The organism is Ignatzschineria larvae DSM 13226 (assembly GCF_038500265.1).
GTDB lineage: Bacteria > Pseudomonadota > Gammaproteobacteria > Cardiobacteriales > Wohlfahrtiimonadaceae > Ignatzschineria > Ignatzschineria larvae.
In genome coordinates this window covers 861,621-879,791 of record NZ_CP150637.1, presented here as the reverse complement: position 1 = coordinate 879,791, position 18,171 = coordinate 861,621, and the positions used below count along the sequence as shown (strand labels likewise).

At 39.1% G+C, this 18,171-nt stretch carries 14 protein-coding genes; 4 read left to right on the top strand and 10 right to left on the bottom strand.

The genetic code is table 11. The features are described from left to right. Positions 1 to 185 precede the first annotated feature (185 nt). From WMO13_RS03775 to WMO13_RS03730, 10 genes are all read right to left on the bottom strand, one after another. Positions 186 to 1,019 carry a FixH family protein gene (locus WMO13_RS03775; protein ID WP_051396263.1) on the bottom strand — a complete coding sequence of 278 codons (834 nt, stop codon included), beginning with the start codon at positions 1,017 to 1,019 and terminating at the stop codon, positions 186 to 188. Between the two features lie 392 nt (positions 1,020 to 1,411). Next, on the bottom strand, positions 1,412 to 2,842 hold the full coding sequence (gene ccoG / locus WMO13_RS03770; protein WP_051396264.1) for a cytochrome c oxidase accessory protein CcoG: 1,431 nt from the start codon (positions 2,840 to 2,842) through the stop codon (positions 1,412 to 1,414). A 388-nt stretch (positions 2,843 to 3,230) separates the two neighbouring features. Further along, positions 3,231 to 4,271: a cbb3-type cytochrome c oxidase N-terminal domain-containing protein gene (locus WMO13_RS03765; protein WP_026879153.1), complete on the bottom strand. Its 1,041-nt coding sequence runs from the start codon at positions 4,269 to 4,271 to the stop codon at positions 3,231 to 3,233. 43 nt (positions 4,272 to 4,314) lie between these two features. Next, positions 4,315 to 4,542 carry a cbb3-type cytochrome oxidase subunit 3 gene (locus WMO13_RS03760; protein WP_026879154.1) on the bottom strand — a complete coding sequence of 76 codons (228 nt, stop codon included), beginning with the start codon at positions 4,540 to 4,542 and terminating at the stop codon, positions 4,315 to 4,317. Positions 4,543 to 4,601: 59 nt separating this feature from the next. Further along, positions 4,602 to 5,426 (bottom strand): cytochrome-c oxidase, cbb3-type subunit II, encoded by an 825-nt coding sequence (gene ccoO / locus WMO13_RS03755; RefSeq protein ID WP_026879155.1) that lies wholly within the window; start codon positions 5,424 to 5,426, stop codon positions 4,602 to 4,604. Between the two features lie 19 nt (positions 5,427 to 5,445). Continuing rightward, on the bottom strand, positions 5,446 to 6,903 hold the full coding sequence (gene ccoN, locus WMO13_RS03750) for a cytochrome-c oxidase, cbb3-type subunit I (protein WP_026879156.1): 1,458 nt from the start codon (positions 6,901 to 6,903) through the stop codon (positions 5,446 to 5,448). A 187-nt stretch (positions 6,904 to 7,090) separates the two neighbouring features. After that, on the bottom strand, positions 7,091 to 8,452 hold the full coding sequence (locus tag WMO13_RS03745) for a deoxyguanosinetriphosphate triphosphohydrolase (RefSeq protein WP_034855892.1): 1,362 nt from the start codon (positions 8,450 to 8,452) through the stop codon (positions 7,091 to 7,093). A gap of 42 nt (positions 8,453 to 8,494) precedes the next feature. Beyond that, positions 8,495 to 9,508, bottom strand: coding sequence for a tRNA (adenosine(37)-N6)-threonylcarbamoyltransferase complex transferase subunit TsaD (gene tsaD, locus WMO13_RS03740; RefSeq protein WP_026879158.1), 1,014 nt, complete (start codon positions 9,506 to 9,508; stop codon positions 8,495 to 8,497). A gap of 121 nt (positions 9,509 to 9,629) precedes the next feature. Then, a complete protein-coding gene (locus WMO13_RS03735) occupies positions 9,630 to 9,995 on the bottom strand; it encodes a diacylglycerol kinase (RefSeq protein WP_026879159.1) in 366 nt (121 codons plus the stop codon). 146 nt (positions 9,996 to 10,141) lie between these two features. Then, entirely contained in the window at positions 10,142 to 10,288 is a 147-nt protein-coding gene (locus WMO13_RS03730) for a hypothetical protein (protein ID WP_156923277.1), read from the bottom strand. A gap of 186 nt (positions 10,289 to 10,474) precedes the next feature. Between WMO13_RS03730 and WMO13_RS03725 the strand changes: the two genes are divergently transcribed. From WMO13_RS03725 to dnaK, 4 genes are all read left to right on the top strand, one after another. Further along, positions 10,475 to 12,994 carry a DNA topoisomerase I gene (locus tag WMO13_RS03725; protein ID WP_034855894.1) on the top strand — a complete coding sequence of 840 codons (2,520 nt, stop codon included), beginning with the start codon at positions 10,475 to 10,477 and terminating at the stop codon, positions 12,992 to 12,994. Between the two features lie 202 nt (positions 12,995 to 13,196). Continuing rightward, positions 13,197 to 14,576, top strand: coding sequence for a sigma-54-dependent transcriptional regulator (locus WMO13_RS03720; RefSeq protein ID WP_026879160.1), 1,380 nt, complete (start codon positions 13,197 to 13,199; stop codon positions 14,574 to 14,576). Between the two features lie 75 nt (positions 14,577 to 14,651). Beyond that, on the top strand, positions 14,652 to 15,419 hold the full coding sequence (locus tag WMO13_RS03715; protein ID WP_026879161.1) for a YggS family pyridoxal phosphate-dependent enzyme: 768 nt from the start codon (positions 14,652 to 14,654) through the stop codon (positions 15,417 to 15,419). Between the two features lie 558 nt (positions 15,420 to 15,977). Further along, the gene (gene dnaK, locus WMO13_RS03710) at positions 15,978 to 17,894 is read left to right on the top strand and encodes a molecular chaperone DnaK (protein WP_026879162.1); all 1,917 of its coding nucleotides are present in this window, start codon (positions 15,978 to 15,980) and stop codon (positions 17,892 to 17,894) included. Positions 17,895 to 18,171 lie beyond the last annotated feature (277 nt).

Here is an 18,171-nt window from a genome sequence, read left to right as displayed (position 1 = left end):
CTCATCGACTTTATGAATTCAAAATCAATATTCTTCTGATATCAAGCCAATCACTTTAAGCTACAACTTGCTTATTACATTATTGTTTGATTATTTATAACTTTATTATTACTTTATTTTTATACTTTATTGCTTTATAAACAGAAAAAGAGCATTACTGCCCCTTTTGCTATTTTACAATGCCATTAATGTACACGTAGTTTTGATTCTAGCTCACACTCAGTGCCCGGCGGGCAGTTGACAAGCGTTCGCCCAACCACTTCGTGTGTATCATCACCACGAATAATATCAAGATCTAAACCCCAAGGTCCGACGCGCTCTAAAAGAATTGGAATTGAGTAGAGACCTGGCTCTACCATCTCTAAATTATAAGTTCTATTAAGCTCTTGCTCTGCCGAACGGAAAAACTCTGCAGAGATTTCAGCACCATCAATCGGGTTTCCCTCTTTATCCAATAATTGTACTACAAAGAAGTTCTCTTCATTCGCATAGGGTGTATTTGCAAAACCAAATTTAACCTGCCATCCACGCGCTTGTTGCTCTGCTAAACGCTTCTGATAAGCATTGTAATAGGCCTCTTTTTTCTGATAAGCATTCGGAACCTCTCCAGGAAACCGAGTGCTGACGAATGAATCCTCTTCGTTACTCTTAAAAATAAGCCCCTTTTCCGCCATAACAACGAAAGCACCATTTTGAATAGTCAGTACCAGAAAGAATCCAAAAATAGTAATCGGTGCCCAATGCATCCGTTTACCATCTTTGCCTTTCAGACTCTTCATTCCACCCGAACTAATCAAATAGTAGGCAAACGACGTCATTAAATTACAAGTCACATAAAGGGTAAATACATCGCCCCCTCTCCAACGTAAAATAGAGAAAGGAACAATGACCGCAATTCCCATTAACGCTGTAATACTCGCAGCCTGAAGTGGCGTAAACCTTAAAAGCTTATGCAAAATTAAGCTCACAATGAGCACTGTCACAATGCCTAAAAGCATAATGGCAACTGTTTCATTCATAGAGAAGTTCCTTCGTTTCTATTCGTTTTATCGTATCTTTTTTGATTGGTCACTATTATAGAGCGATTGCGCAATAATTACCTTTATAAATTGTATTCATTCAGCCATTTTTCAGACATTTATTAAAAATAAAATTTAAGGTGATGAATCTATCTCCTATTACATCAATACACAAATTCAGGTTCATAGTAACATTTATAAGATGATTTATAGAGGGATTTTGAGATCTCTCAATGATTCAATCACGCTTTTTAAGACTCATTTAGTAAAGGCTCTGATTTCATTTAATGAAATATTTTCACTAAAAGCCATCAGAGCCCCATTTTTGATGATTAACGTCTTATATCATCCATCAATTTCTTAATTCGATAACTAAATCAAGATATTAACTTCTACTTTTTCAAGAAAATTGCTTTTAATTTTTGAACATCAATCACTTCCCCTGTCTCAGGGTTAGTAATTGTGAGTACAAATGTCACATCAGGAACAAAAGCAACATCTTTGTTTTTACGTACAGCAGCATTTAATGCTACACGCTCATTAGGCTTAAGCACAATATTGTTAAAACTCATTGACAAATCATAACCCGAGTCTTCAAGCGCAATATGCATCTGCTGCGGCTCTAATGTTAAGTTATTAAACTTAAGCTCATAGGTATTTTGTACTCTACCATCACTTAATAATGTGGGTGGTTTACGAGTAGATTCCACAATATAGTGAGCGACATCTCGATGCACAACACTCCACGACAAAATTGATATCACAATTAATAACACAATCGCATAACCAATATTTCGTGGGCGGAAATAGTTTGTTTTCTTCCCCTCTAAACCTGTTTCTGAGTCATAACGAATAAGACCTGTTGGATATTTAAGACTTGTCATCATATTATGACAAGCATCAATACAGAGCCCACAAGTGATACACTTATAGTTGATTCCATCGCGGATATCAATCCCTGCCGGACAGACTTGAACACAGAGATCACAATCAATACAATCCCCATATCCCTCTTTGATACGCTCATCACGATCACGTAGGTTCTTAGTGGGTTTGGTACGACCTTTTTCACGCTCACCACGATTATAATCATAGGTGACGATTAAAGTATCTTTATCGAACATTACCCCTTGGAAGCGAGCATAAGGGCACATATAGGTACATACTTGTTCCCGAGAAAATCCTGCCATAATAAAGGTTGCCGCAGTAATAAAAGCAATCGCTCCATATGCCGCAACAGGTGCTCCGCCCGTAAAGACTACTTTAATTAATTCAGGTGCCGGCATCCAATATGAAGTAAATGTAAAACCTGTCCAGAAAGCGACCAAAAGCCATACCAACCAAGTTAAACCAATTTTCGTGATCTTTTCACCATTCCAAGGGCCTTCATGTAAGCGTTTACGTGCATTACGGTTCCCTTGGATTAAACTTTCAATCATAATGAAAGCGTCAGTCCAGAGTGTCTGAAAGCAGAAGTAGCCACAAAATACCCGACCTAAAATGGCGGTTACAAAAAAGAGCAAGAAAGCAAAGATCGCTAATACACCGGCAAGCCAGAAGATATTTTGAATATCAACCGGAAGACTAAAAATGTAGAATGTTTTCGCCGTCAAATCAAAGAAAACAGCTTGGCCAGGTAACCCCGCCCCACGATTCCAAGGAACCCAAGGAAGAAGGTAAAAGACTAAAAATGCTAATGCTAGCACTGAACTCTTGAATGTCCGAAACTTCCCTTTCACACTACGAGGATAAATAGGAATTCGTTTCGCATAGAGATCACCGGCATTAGGTGTTTGATTCTGCTCTGTTACATTGTTTGCCACGATATATACCCTTATGAGCTAATTATTAATTATTATTTGAATCATTATACCAACTTTCTAATAAACATTAAGGTCTCGAGTCAACTAAATGGTACCAAGATCATGTTTCACAGCAAGAATGTAGATACGAATATAGATATTATAGTAATATCGGTTCAAAATAAGCCTGTCCAAATGCAGGGGCATCAACTGATCGAGGTGAGAAAACTGTTCTATCCGGCATCTTGCAAGTGTTGTTTAGCACGGTTTGATGTTCTTTTAAAATCCCACTAGCTACTTAAAACTATTGTGAGTATATAAAAAACGCCCTTTTACTCCAAAGGGCGTCTATTTATTTAATTATCATCGATACCTACGATGTTTATGATATTTTTATCAACTAGATCTATTACTTACTAGCTTCAGCAGGAACAACCCCACCCCCTAACTGATGAACATAAACAGCTAATGCACGAATTTGTTCAGGTGTTAAACGAGATTCCCAAGCGGGCATCACACGATGTGTTGTTGCAGGATCTACCCCATCACGAATTTGTGGAATAATCGCTGCTACTTTCTCTTCAGGTGTATTTTTAGAGTTGATATCCACAATTTCCCAAATTTGATCTGTTAAGTTAGGTGCCCCTAAAAGTGGGTTACCTTGTGCTTTACGTGGATCTTTGGTGAAGTCTACGTGACAAGTAAAACATGCCCCTTTACCAAAGAATAACTCCTCACCTCTTGAAGTCGCTTCATCAGGGGTATAGTTATTTGATAAAGTTAAAACATATTTGGCAACATCTTCGATCTCATTCGGTGTCATCGTTAACTTACCAGCAGGCATGTTACCCCGACGACCTTTTGTGATAGTCTCTTCGATACGCGCTAATGTTCCACCCCATAACCAGTTATCATCGTTAAGGTTTGGATACATACCAATAACCCCTTCTGCTTGTGGGCCATGACACGTTGCACAGTTATCAGCAAATAGCGTTTTACCTGCATTTTGTGCAAACTTAATCATATTAGGATCATTAATAATTTCAGCTTCTGTTTTCTCCATTAACTCAGAGAAATGTTCATGGCGTTTTAAAGCTTCTGGTGAAGATTGTAATTCATGAACAAGACGTGAACGTGTTGTCCAGTGAACCTTAACTTTCTCCATTGGCGCATTATCAGCATCTTCAGCATTCACTAAAGCATCACCAGATTGTTGTACTACAGGACGTTCAATTTCAACTTTATAAACCCCTTTAGTATAACCATCCCCGATTGGCCAAGTAGGAAAAAGAATCCAATACCCTATTGCAAAGATAATGGTGCCATAGAAGGCATAGAGCCACCATCTTGGGAGAGGATTATTATATTCTTGAAGATCACCATCCCACACGTGACCAGTGGTTTCGGTCTCTAAGTTCTCTAAATCTTTCTTATTTGTGTTATCACTCATTATTTGTATTCCTCAATCATTTTGATCATGAAGAGTGGTTCTATTATTTCTCTTGAGATTCTTGATCTTTCTGCTCTTTAGATTCTTTGCGATCAAAAATAAACTCTTCATCATCCATAAATGGAATATATCGATATTCATCAAACCGTTCTTTCCGCGCTTTTCCGGTAAAAGTGTAGATGATGATCCCAATAAATGTCACAAAAAAGATAACTGCGGCTAATGTCTTACTGTTACCTAAATCAGTAAACCAATTTAAAATGTCCATCATCGTACACTCTCCTTAAAACTTTATAATGCTTTATAAGTTAACTACAAATTAACTATAAATTAACGGAATTCACTAAATTCGATACCTTGATCTTCTTTGAACTCAACCATCGTACCTAATACTTGTAGGTAAGCAATGAGTGCATCCATCTTAGTCAAGCGTGAAGGATTCATGTCGTAGTTACCTGCTGCTGCTTGTGCTTCAAGATTTTGTGCAGCTAAGTCAATAACGAGCATATTTGCTACATCGACACCGAAACGCTCAATATTCGCTTGATACTCTTCCTCTGTTTTAGAGTAAGGAATACCCGCAATACGCGCCGCATTCATTTGTGCTTTGATATCTGCATAGTAGAGATCTTCCTCTAATAACCATGGATATTTAGGCATGATTGAAGCAGGCACTCGGCTTTTAGGATTTACTAAGTGGTCAACATGCCACTGATTATCCATTTTACCACCTACACGGGCTAAATCAGGCCCGATACGACGTGAACCCCATTGGAATGGTTTATCAAATTGCGACTCAGCCGCAAGTGAGTAGTGCCCATAACGCTCATACTCATCTTGCATAGGACGAATTTGTTGTGAGTGACAGTTATAACAACCTTCTGCAACGTAAATGTTACGACCTAAGAACTCAAGTGGCGTGTAAGGGCGAATCGCATCAACTTCACGAGTCACCATTACTGCATTACCATTTTCATCTAAGACAGGTTGACGTTTCTCATCGAGTTTTACTTCTGTGATATTTTTCTTGACTTCCTCAACAGAGCCATCGATATAGAAAAGTGGAACAATCTCAATGAGACCACCGATACTAATAACTACTAATGTAAAAAGGAGTAGAAGACCGGTATTTTTTTCTAAACGTTCATGTTTAATCATTTAATGTTTTCTCCTATTAAGCATGAGCTCTTGCATCAGGAATCATCGCATTGCTATCTGCTTGTGCGCGTGATCCGATGATCATAGTCATAATGAAGTTGAAGATCATAATAACCGCGCCCAATAAGAATAGACCACCACCAATTGCTCGGAAAATATATGGTGTATGCATGAATTTCACTGTTTCGATAAATTCGTAAGCTAATGTACCGTATTCAGGGTTAAATGCACGAAGCATCATACCTTGACCAATACCTGCAACCCAAAGAGAAACAATGTAAATAACAATACCAATAGTTGCTAACCAGAAGTGTGCAAAGATTAGTTTTTCGCTATAAATTTTACCACCAAAGATACGTGGAACCATGTGATAGAGCGATCCGAAAGTAATCATTGCAACCCAACCTAAAGCGCCCGCATGAACGTGACCAATGGTCCAGTCAGTATAGTGTGATAAGGCATTTACAGAACGCAAACTCATTAATGGACCTTCAAAAGTACTCATACCATAGAATGAGAGAGAAACCACCATGAAGCGAATAATTGGATTTGTACGAATACTATCCCATGCACCAGAAAGGGTCATAATACCATTGATCATACCCCCCCACGATGGAAGCAATAGAATGATCGAGAATGTCGCTGAAAGCGATGACACCCAGTCAGGAAGTGATGTCCAATGAAGATGGTGTGCACCCGCCCACATATAGAGGAACGTTAGTGCCCAGAAGTGAACAATTGAAAGGCGATATGAATAGATCGGGCGCCCCGCTTCTTTAGGTACGAAGTAGTACATCATACCAAGAAACGCAACTGTTAAGATAAATCCTACCGCATTATGACCATACCACCATTGAACCATTGCATCCTGCATACCGCTGAATACGTTATATGATTTAAGGCCTTCTGCACCAAATACCGGAATTGAGATGTTATTAAATACATGAAGAAGTGTGGTTGCAAGGATAAATGCAAGGTAGAACCAGTTGGCAACATAGATATGCTTCTGTTTACGACGAAGAACCGTAGTGACATAAACGAAGAAATAAATCAACCAAATGACCGCAACAGCCCAGTCAAAAATCCATTCAAACTCAGCATACTCTTTACCTTGAGTATAGCCCATCATGTAGCTAATAGGCACAAGAATAAAGATGACCGTCCAACCAATCCACACAATATAAGCTAACACTGGATATGCTAAACGAACCTGACATGTTCTCTGTACAACATAGAATGATGTTGCGATCAATGCTGAGCCACCCATACCAAAGATAACAAGCGTTGTATGAACAGGTCTTAATCGACCAAAAGTTAATCCTGGCAAATCAAAGTTAAAAACAGGCCAAGTCAACTCAAGCGCTGCCCATAGCCCTGCAGATAATCCGAATGCTCCGAAAAGCAGAGTACTCATTACGAGCCCTCGGATTACCCCATACTCATAATGATCATGAAGACTATTGCTTTGTCCCATAGTTCCCCCAAAAGTTAATAAACATCATATATAAATGCATCCCATTCTAATATTACTTAAACTCTCATATTACAAGAATCAAGTAGTTATGTCTTGATATCTGTCAAGAATTAAACCCCAACTACAGCCAAACTCTCGATACTATTAATAACAATACCTTTCAGTAATAGCGCATATTAAACAAGAGTTATACAGGCAAATCAACCCCCGTAATCATTTTAAATACTTTTACCGCATATCGATCTGTCATTCCAGAAACAAAATCAGTAACTCTCTGTACACGCAAGTAAGGATTTTCACTAATACTACGATTTTTTTCAAAAAATTGATCTGGCAAAAATTTCAACAACATTTTTGATCTAGATCCACTTTCTACACCCTGCTCTACCGCATCCACAAAAGCCTCTAGCAATGTATCTATAACTTTGAACCCGGCAATCCCTACTTTCAACACAGAATCTGAATGGTAAATATACTCCTGTGAATAAGTTTTGATCTCTTGTAATACTGCAGCCTCAGGAATCAAATCTAACAGTGGTTGGGTTAACTTTCCTTCAATAATTTTTGTTTCATTAGCAATAAAGGCTTCCATCACCCGATCAATCAGTAGACCAATGGTAAAAGCACGCAAATATTCCACGCGATCTTTTGTCCGGCCAATACTATTTAATTTGCTCTCTGGTAAAGGCCTTGTGACCGTAATTAAGCGCTCTAGAAAATGGGTAATTTCTTCACTTGAAATTAATTTCAAACGATACGCATCTTCTAAATCCACTAGGTGATAACAGATATCATCAGCAGCTTCCAATAAATAGGTCAAAGGGTGCCGATACCATACCCCCTCTAACCCCGAATACTGTTTCATACCACATTGATCAGCAACTGTCGCAAATAACGTTTTTTCTGACTGAAAATAATTATATTTTTTAAAGGCAATATGCTTCTCTTGTGGCTTATGACTACTGGCGCAAGGATACTTCATAATAGATGCCAATACTGGCAGTGATAACTGCAAACCACCAATATTATCGATATTTTGCAATTTCGTCAGTACTCTAAAAGCTTGTGCATTACCTTCAAATGACAATAAGTCAGCTTGCTCTTCTGATGCCATAGATTTGATAACTTCGATACCGACCGGGTTTCTTTTAAAAAAACGGCTAATTGCCTCTTCACCGGCGTGTCCAAAGGGGGGATTGCCGATATCATGCGCTAATGCACCCGCAGCTAGAATAGCCCCTAAATCCGCCGGCGTAAGATTGTTGATCCTTTCAGACTTAATAAGATGCTCACCAAGTAGAGTCCCTAAACTTCTACATACACTACTTACCTCTAAGCTGTGTGTTAACCGAGTACGAACATAATCTGTTTGAGCGAGCGGAAATACTTGTGTTTTATCTTGTAGACGACGAAATGAAGCCGAAAAAATTAACCGGTCAAAATCTTTCTGAAAGTTAGTTCGATAATCTTGGGGTTTAGCCTGTTGAACACCTAAACGTGTTTGTGGCAAAAGCATTTGCCATCTTTGAGCCAAATAAGCATTTGCCATAATTTCATTACTCCTTAAACTATCAATATCCAGATATCAATATCAGGCAACCACTTGATTGGTCACCTGATCGATGGGCCAACGTGCTACCAGCTGAATTTGCTCACTCTTTTCTCCACGAGACAGGCGCTCATGTCCTAGATAAGCCACCATCGCACCATTATCAGTACAAAACTCAGATCTTGGAAAATAGACTTTAAAGCGCCCTAACTCAGATAACCGGCGCAATTCAGAACGCAAATATTGATTCGCACCTACCCCACCAGATACCACTAAAGCCGCAGCACCGGTCTGCTTTAAGGCTCTTAAAGATTTCTGAATCAAAGTATCAATCAAGGCTGCTTGAAAGCTTGCGGCAATATCAGGATAGTCTGCTTCTGTGGCTGACTCAATTGTCAATAATGCTTTTGTCTTAATACCACTAAAGCTAAATTCAAGTCCTGGGCGATTCAACATCGGTCTTGGAAATGCATATCGCTCCGGATCCCCATTTTCTGCAAGTTTCGCCAATTCAGGCCCACCAGGATAAGGTAATCCCATAATTTTTGCGGTCTTATCAAAAGCCTCACCAACGGCATCATCTAAGCTTTCACCTAATAGTTCGTAATCTCCAAATGCTTTTACTAATACTAATTGTGTATGTCCACCAGAGACTAAAAGCGTCACAAAAGGATAAGAAGGTTTGTCCACCTCTAACATTACCGCCATTAAGTGAGCTTCCATGTGATTCACACCTAATATCGGGATATCAAGCGCTAGACCAAGCCCTTCAGAATAAGTAGCGCCTACCATCAGCGCACCAATCAATCCAGGTCCTCTTGTAAAAGCGATCCCCTCGAGATCCGAAAAATCAACTCCTGCTTCTTTTAATGCGGCATTCACTAGCAAAGGCAGCTTACGAATATGATCCCGAGAAGCAAGCTCAGGCACAACCCCACCATACTGCGCATGTAACTTTATTTGTGAATATAATTGATGTGCCAACAGCCCTTTTTCACCGCTATAAATTGCCACACCAGTCTCATCGCACGAGCTCTCTATTCCCAATACAATCACAATCTGCCTCTTTATCTTTTTTAATTAATGAATCTTATTACACCAAATCTTATTTCGGCGACTTTATATCTGTAAATTGATATTTGTAAATTGATATCTGTAAATTATCGTCGATAATTAATTACGGATAAAAAATAATCGCACCCCAAACAATAACCACCAATACTATCGCTATCATCACAAGTGCGGAACCAATATCCTTAGCCTGCCCTGATAACGGGTGATGTTCAAAACTAATACGATCAACAATCGCCTCAATTGCAGAATTGATCAGCTCCATTAAAAATACAAGTATTAAGCTTCCTAATAAAAGCGCAAGCTCGATGCCATTATCTGCCAAATAAAACGCCAAAGGAACTAGAAATATGGCAGCAAAAAGCTCTTGCCGAATGGCCGCCTCGCTCTGAAAAGCAGCTTTAAGCCCTCGTAAAGAGTATCCTCCTGCGGCAATAATTCGCCCTAAACCGGTTCGATTAGGTTTATTCATCTGATTGTTCATGATTCTTTTGCGACCTTAGTCATTGCCGATCAAGACCTCGACATTATGTTAAGCAGTAAAAAGTAGACAAACAGATAATCTGTCTATAAATATGCAATAAATCTTGGCATCTTTTCCCATAGATCTATGTTATTTTATCGTGGTAATTGCACTTCAATAATTTGATTTGTTTCATTCTCTTTGTCTGTATCATCGAGAATCACCCATACAATAAAAGCGATGACAATTAAGAGAATAAGCCACTTAAGTGGACTTTTACGTTTTTTTTCTTGGTAATACATAGTGATATAAATTCTGCTTTTGTTGTTAATTTAAAGAGATTGCTTGAAATATTATTACAAATTACTCAAACTACTACTTCGTTTTAAGAGTATTTTAATATATTGAATCGCTTATTGTAGCAAATCCGAACCTTTTTGAACTATAAAATTCGCATCAATTAATCGTAGGAAGAGTTGAAAATATAGATGAGTAAATCATTAGTTATTGTTGAATCGCCCGCCAAAGCGAAAACCATCGAGAAATATCTCGGCAAAGACTACAAAGTTCTTGCCTCTTTTGGGCATGTGCGTGCCTTAGTCCGTAAGCAAGGATCTGTAGATCCTGATAATCAGTTTGCAATGAAATATGAGGTGATCCCACAAAATAAAAAACACCTTGCTGCAATTGAGAAAGCACTCAAAGATGCCGACAACCTTATGCTCGCAACTGACCCGGATAGAGAAGGTGAAGCAATCTCTTGGCATATTTTAGAATACCTCAAGAGCAAAAGAGCTCTTACCGGTAAAAGCGTTTGTCGCGTTGTCTTTAATGAGATTACTAAAAGCGCCGTGCAATATGCAGTTGCCCATCCACGACAAATTGATATGGATTTAGTTGAGGCACAACAAGCACGAACAGCACTCGATTACTTAGTGGGTTTCAATCTCTCTCCGCTACTCTGGAAAAAGATCAATCCTGGTCTTTCAGCTGGACGTGTTCAGTCGCCTGCACTTCGTCTCATTGTAGAGCGCGAAGATGAAATCAATGCTTTTGTCAGCCAAGAATATTGGTCAATTTTTGCAGATATGGCTAAAGAAAAAGCTCAATTCTCTGGTAAATTGACAGAATACCAAGGTGTAAAAGTTGAGCAATTCTCTTTTACCGATGAGAAAAGCGCCCTCGAAGTACAAAACACATTAGAAGCACGTTTTGGAAAGACGATTCCCGTTTATAACGTTGAGAAGAAACAACGTAAGCGTAACCCTGCTGCGCCTTTTACTACCTCAACACTACAACAAGAAGCTTCTCGTAAATTGCGATTCAGCACTTCTCGCACCATGCGTACAGCACAAGATCTCTATGAAGGAATTAACCTTGGCCATGATACCGTTGGTCTGATTACCTATATGCGTACGGACTCGGTTGTGCTCTCAAATGAAGCGCTAGAAGATATTCGCAAATATATTCTCACCAAACATGGAAAAGAGTATCTTCCTCAAGAAGTTCGTGAGTACAAAACTAAAGCGAAAAATGCGCAAGAAGCCCACGAGGCGATTCGCCCTACCTCTGTCTTTAGAACACCTGAATCCGTTAAAGAGTATTTAACATCTGATCAATATCGTCTATATGAACTCATTTGGAAGCGGGCAATCGCTTCACAGATGGAATCTGCCATTATGGATACAACCGCCGTTGATCTTGGGGAAAAAGGGCTTCATACTTTTAGAGTCACAGGCTCAACCATTGCATTTCCCGGCTTTATGAGCCTCTATCTTGAAGATGTGGATGATGAGAAAGAGGATCAAAAAGAGGAAGATCGTATTCTTCCTGAAATGAAAGCTGGCGATATTATCGATCTAGAAGCGATTAATCCTAATCAACACTTTACAGAACCACCGCCTCGTTATACTGAAGCTTCCTTAGTTAAATCATTGGAAGAGTTTGGCATTGGTCGCCCTTCAACCTATGCCTCAATTATTGCAACTTTACAGAAACGAGAATATGTCATTTTAGATAATCGTCGCTTTATCCCCACAGATACCGGTAAGATTGTCTCTCGATTCTTAAGTTCGGAATTTAAACGTATTGTCGATTATGAATTTACCGCTTTGATGGAAGATGGCTTAGATGAAATTTCCCGCGGTGAAAAAGAGTGGATTCCATTACTTCAAGAGTTTTGGAAACCTTTTATCGCACAATGTGATTTTGTTGAAGAGAATGTCACACGCGCAGAGGTCGCTCAAGCTAAAGTATTAGGTGAAGATCCTAAAACCGGCAAACCTGTCTCTGTAAGAGTGGGACGCTACGGGCCTTTTGCACAGATCGGCGATAAAGATGATGAGGAGAAACCTCGCTTTGCCTCCCTATTACCGGGACAGAGCATTGATACCATTACCTTTGATGAAGCGATGGCTCTCTTTAGATTACCTCGCGTATTAGGTCAAGGGGAAGATGGATACGATATTCGCGCTAATATCGGTCGCTTTGGTCCTTATATTCAATATGGCCCACGTAAATTTGTATCACTCAAAGAGGATGATCCTTATAGTGTCACTTTCGAAAGAGCACTAGAAGTTGTTGAAGCGCATAAAGCAGCAGAAGCAGCGAAATTTATCAATTCTTTCCAAGATGGGGATGTTACCATTGAGATTATCAACGGTCGTTTTGGGCCATATGTTACCGATGGTAGTAAAAATGCTAAAGTACCCAAAGATCAAGATCCTGCACAACTGACGCTTGAAGAGTGTAAAGAGATGCTTGAAAAAGCACCTGCAAAAGGAAAACGTAAAGCCACTACGAAAAAGAGTGCAAAAGCAGACGAAGACAAGAAAGAAGCGAAGTCGACAGCTGCTAAAAAAACAACCGCTAAAAAGACGACCGCAAAGAAAGCTACTGCTAAAAAAGCAACGACAAAGAAGGCAACAACAGCATCGGCTACAAAAACACCTTCAAAGGCGACAGCTACGACTAAAAGTCGTACAAAGAAAACCACCTCTGAAAATTAGTCGCTTTTTTAGGTATACTAAGGGGGAGTTTCGACTCCCCTTTTTCTATGCCCACCTCAACCACTATAATAAGGTATTGATCACGAAGAGTCGCTACTACATATAAAATCGGCACAAAATTGAAATGAAAATAAATTTTATATGTCATATTGCGCTAATCAGGGATTAACCTTATCTGAATATAAAGAGAGATGTAACTGCTATGCTATCGGAAAAACCTTACATATTAATCGTAGATGATGAGAAAGATATCTGTAACCTTGTCAGCGATATCCTGCAAGATGAAGGATATGAAGTAGCGATGGCCTATAATGGCAATGAAGCGAAGGCTCTCAAAGCAAAGCGTGAGCCGGATCTTATTTTGCTCGATATTTGGATGCCTGATATCGACGGGATCTCTCTTTTACAATCATGGAAAGAGAATAATAACTTACACTGCCCTGTCATTATGATGAGTGGGCATGGAACTTTAGAACATGCAATCGAAGCGACTAAACTCGGCGCTTCTGATTTTCTAGAAAAGCCATTAACACTAGCAAAACTCCTACTTGTGGTAGAAAAGACATTGCAAGAAGTCAAAGAAATGCCGGTATCTACCCCCCTAGAAGGGATTAAACCTTTAGATATCCCGCCTTTTGAGCCTATCGGTAGAAGCCCGATGATGAATCATCTACGGCAAAAGCTTAAAGAAGCAGCTAGATCTGAAACGAGTATCCTCTTAATTCATACTTTCGGTTCAGAGGTTGCCGGTATTGCCAGTTATATTCATCACCAATCACATCGTAAAACAGCGCCATTCTTTGAACTCAGTTTTAATTCTCTTACCCTTGCTGATATGAAAGAGCTTATCGAGAATGCGGATAAACGCTCAAAACTATTGCAGTCTATCGATGGCGGCACGCTATATGTGAGCAATATTGAACAAGCGGATGATCGTGCACAGAGACTGCTCTACGATTTACTAGAGACAAAATCCTATACTCACCCACAAACAGGTGCCATTGTTCCTACTAATATTCGCTACCTTTTCTCAGCACAACCGTCGCTCTTTAATCTCGTGGAAAATGACGAATTTGATGAGCGTTTATGGCACCTTATCAATGTTGTGGTGATTGAAATACCATCGCTGGCTGATCATCCTGAAGATGTACCGGAATTGATCAACTACTATGTTCATCACTTTGTAGAAGATAAACATCTCACTTATCGGCATTTCTCAATTGCGGCGCAAAATCGCTTACGTAATCATTATTGGAAAGGCAATCATTTAACCCTTAAAAATATTATTCAACGCTTATTGATCCTTGGTAAAAGCGATGAAGTGACTTTAGATGAAGTTAATCAAGCTTTAGAGCAAGATAATAAATTAGAAGAGAGTAGCGCTTTTACCTCGACCGACCACCTACTTCTACACCTACCCTTACGAGAAGCACGCGAACAGTTTGAACGCGCTTATCTTATTGCGCAATATGAACGATCAGAAGGCAATATTGCCAATCTTGCGGAGCTTGTCGGCATGGAACGGACTAATCTCTATCGAAAACTCAAGTCGTTAGATATCGATCCTAAAAAAGGCTACTAATCAGAGATTGACTAAGCACTAGATATTGATTGAGCAATATTCATTGTCCATTCGGAAATTGAGGATATTTTACCTGTGATAACCCGAGAACAATTATATAAGAATTTAGAGAAAATTAATGCGCGCATTGTAGAAGCAGCCCATAAAGCATCACGATCGCCGGCCGATATCACCCTATTATTAGCCACTAAAACTCAAACACCAGAAGTGATTAACGAAGTCCTTCGTTTGGGGTATGGTTTGATTGGTGAAAACCGCGCACAAGAGTTGGTTGAAAAAGCACCCTTTTTAATATCGGCATCTAATAAAGAGACAGGTGACATCACTCAGCAGTCAATCTCTGCTGAGGCGATTTCTTATATTACACCTCGAGAAACACATTTTATTGGCGCTTTACAAGGCAACAAAGTCAATGAAGTCACTAAACTTGCCGATTGCATCCAAAGTGTCGATCGCTTGCGGATTGCACGAAGAATCCATCAATATGCATCTGAACATCATCTACAACAAAGGATTCTTATCCAGGTCAATAGCAGTCTTGATCCTAATAAACAAGGGGTTTTACCTGATGAATTACCGCAATTTTTAGAGGATATTGCTTCTTTCTCAACCCTGAAAATAGAAGGATTAATGACCATAGGTCTACAGACCGAAGATGAAAAACTGATTCGACAAGGATTTGCTGACTTACGAATACTCAGTGAAAAAATGCGCGCTCAAGGGTTACTTCCGACCAATGCAACAACCTTATCAATGGGGATGAGTGGTGACTTAGAGCTTGCAATATTAGAAGGCTCAACACTGCTTCGCGTGGGTAGCGATATATTTGGCGCTCGAGAATAGCAAGTATCAATTCTCAAAATATCATCTGATAAGCATAACAGTCTTGTTGTGCTTTCTTTATTGCATTTTCTTTATTGCATTTTCTTTAAGCAATATAGTGACTTGAATTTCTATTTTCTAGCTACATATTACCAATCGTTCAATATAGGCTGACTTACAGTGTGAGTGATTATCAGATAATCATTACCACGTTCATTACTTTGTTCATTATCTGATTTCGTTTAGAGGAAATAAGGTGAATTCAAGAAGATTTACCTCAATGTGTACAGTAAGACTACGGTTTTTCAATTTTTTTGCATTTTTTTGAATAAATCCCTTGAAGTCTCAAAAATCGTTCCCATATTGTATTCAGAAACGGGAAGACAAACTTATAAGCAGATAATAAATAATGATTATCCTATTCATTCAAAACTGCAGTTCGGCCCAACAAGTTTTAATATTAAACATATTCATTCAAAAGTATATTTAAACATCAATTTGAAGCAGATTATTACTCGATTTACTCTGATTATTGATCGTGTAATTCAAGTATAAACTTAATAAAAAGGAAATAGAATAATGGCTAAAATTATTGGTATTGACTTAGGTACAACTAACTCATGTGTTGCGGTAATGGAAGGCGACAAAGTTCGCGTTATTGAAAACGCCGAAGGCGATCGCACAACCCCTTCAATCGTTGCTTACACACCTGATGAAGTATTAACCGGTGAACCTGCGAAACGTCAGGCAATCACCAACCCTAAAAATACACTTTATGCAATCAAACGACTCATTGGTCGCCGTTTTGATGATGCTGAAGTACAAAAAGATCGAGAGATCGTTCCTTTCTCTATCATCAAAGCAGACAATGGGGATGCTTGGGTTGAAGTATTAGATAACCAAAAAATGGCACCGCCAGAAGTGTCAGCACGTGTCCTTATGAAAATGAAAGAGACTGCTGAAAAATATCTTGGCGAAAAAGTGACTGAAGCAGTTATCACAGTACCGGCGTACTTCAATGATGCACAGCGTCAAGCGACTAAAGATGCAGGTCGTATCGCAGGTCTTGATGTAAAACGTATCATCAACGAACCTACAGCAGCAGCTCTTGCATATGGTCTTGATAAAGATACTAAAGGCGAGAAAAAAGTTGCAGTATTCGACTTAGGTGGTGGTACATTCGATATCTCTATTATTGAGATTGCAGACTTTGATGGTGACAAACAATTTGAAGTACTTTCTACTAATGGAGATACATTCCTAGGTGGTGAGGACTTCGATAATGCAGTTATTAACTACCTTGTTGAAGAATTCAAAAAAGAGTCAGGCATTGACTTACAAAATGATCCATTAGCATTACAACGTCTTAAAGATGCCGGTGAAAAAGCGAAAATTGAACTCTCTTCCGCACAGCAAACAGAGATCAACTTACCTTACATCACAGCAGACAACACAGGCCCTAAACATCTTAATATCAAGATGACACGTGCTAAATTAGAAGCATTAACTGAAGATTTAGTTGAGCGTACTTTAGAGCCTTGCCGTATCGCACTTAAAGATGCAGGTTTATCAGCGGGACAAATCGATGAAGTCATCTTAGTCGGTGGTCAAACTCGTATGCCTAAAGTACAAGAGAAAGTAAAAGAGTTCTTTGGTAAAGAGCCACGTCACGATGTTAACCCTGATGAAGCAGTAGCATCTGGTGCGGCTGTTCAAGGTGGTGTATTAGGCGGAGATGTTAAAGATGTTCTTCTTCTTGATGTCACACCGCTATCACTTGGTATTGAAACCATGGGTGGCGTGATGACAAAACTCATTGAGAAAAATACAACGATTCCTACTAAAGCAAGCCAAGTCTTCTCTACAGCACAAGACAATCAGCCTGCGGTAACAATCCATGTATTACAAGGTGAGCGTCCTCAAGCATCAGAAAACCACTCTTTAGGTCAGTTTGATCTTTCTGATATTCCACCAGCACCACGTGGCACACCACAAATCGAAGTGACATTCGATATCGACTCTGACGGTATTATGAATGTTTCGGCAAAAGATAAAGCAACCGGCAAAGAGCAATCTATCCAAATCCGCTCTAACTCAGGCTTATCAGAAGCTGATATCGAAAAAATGGTGAAAGATGCTGAGAAACATGCGGAAGAAGATAAGAAATTCCAAGAGCTTGTTTCAGCACGTAATATGGCAGAACAGATGATCCATGCTTCTGAAAAATCAATTAAAGATTTAGCAGATAAAGTGGATGAATCAGAAAAAACAGCCATTGAAGCTGCAATAGAAGAACTTAAAGTGGCAGTCAAAGGTAGTGACCTTGATGATATCAAAGGCAAAACTGAAAAACTCACTGAACTTGCTGGCGCATTAGCACAAAAAGCGTATGCAGAACAAGGTGATGCAGCTAGCGCAGAAGCAGGCGATGCAAAAGATGAAAATGTTGTCGATGCTGAGTTTGAAGAAGTTAAAGATGACAAGAAAAACCAATAAGGTTTAACACTTGTAATAGCTAATAGTAGGATACCTCTTAACGGGGTATCCTATTTTACAGATCACAATACAATAATCTTGAAACCCTTTATCAATAGAACGTTTATAAAATTTGAACCTCATAAAAGGTTACAACCCTAAATTTCTATCGATAAATAGTTTTGATATTGAACGCTATTTATAACGCTATAGCGCTATCATTGCAGATAAGTATTACATAGGTAATACATAAGTAATAAATTCACAATATTTCAACGATATTCTGATAACATTCAAA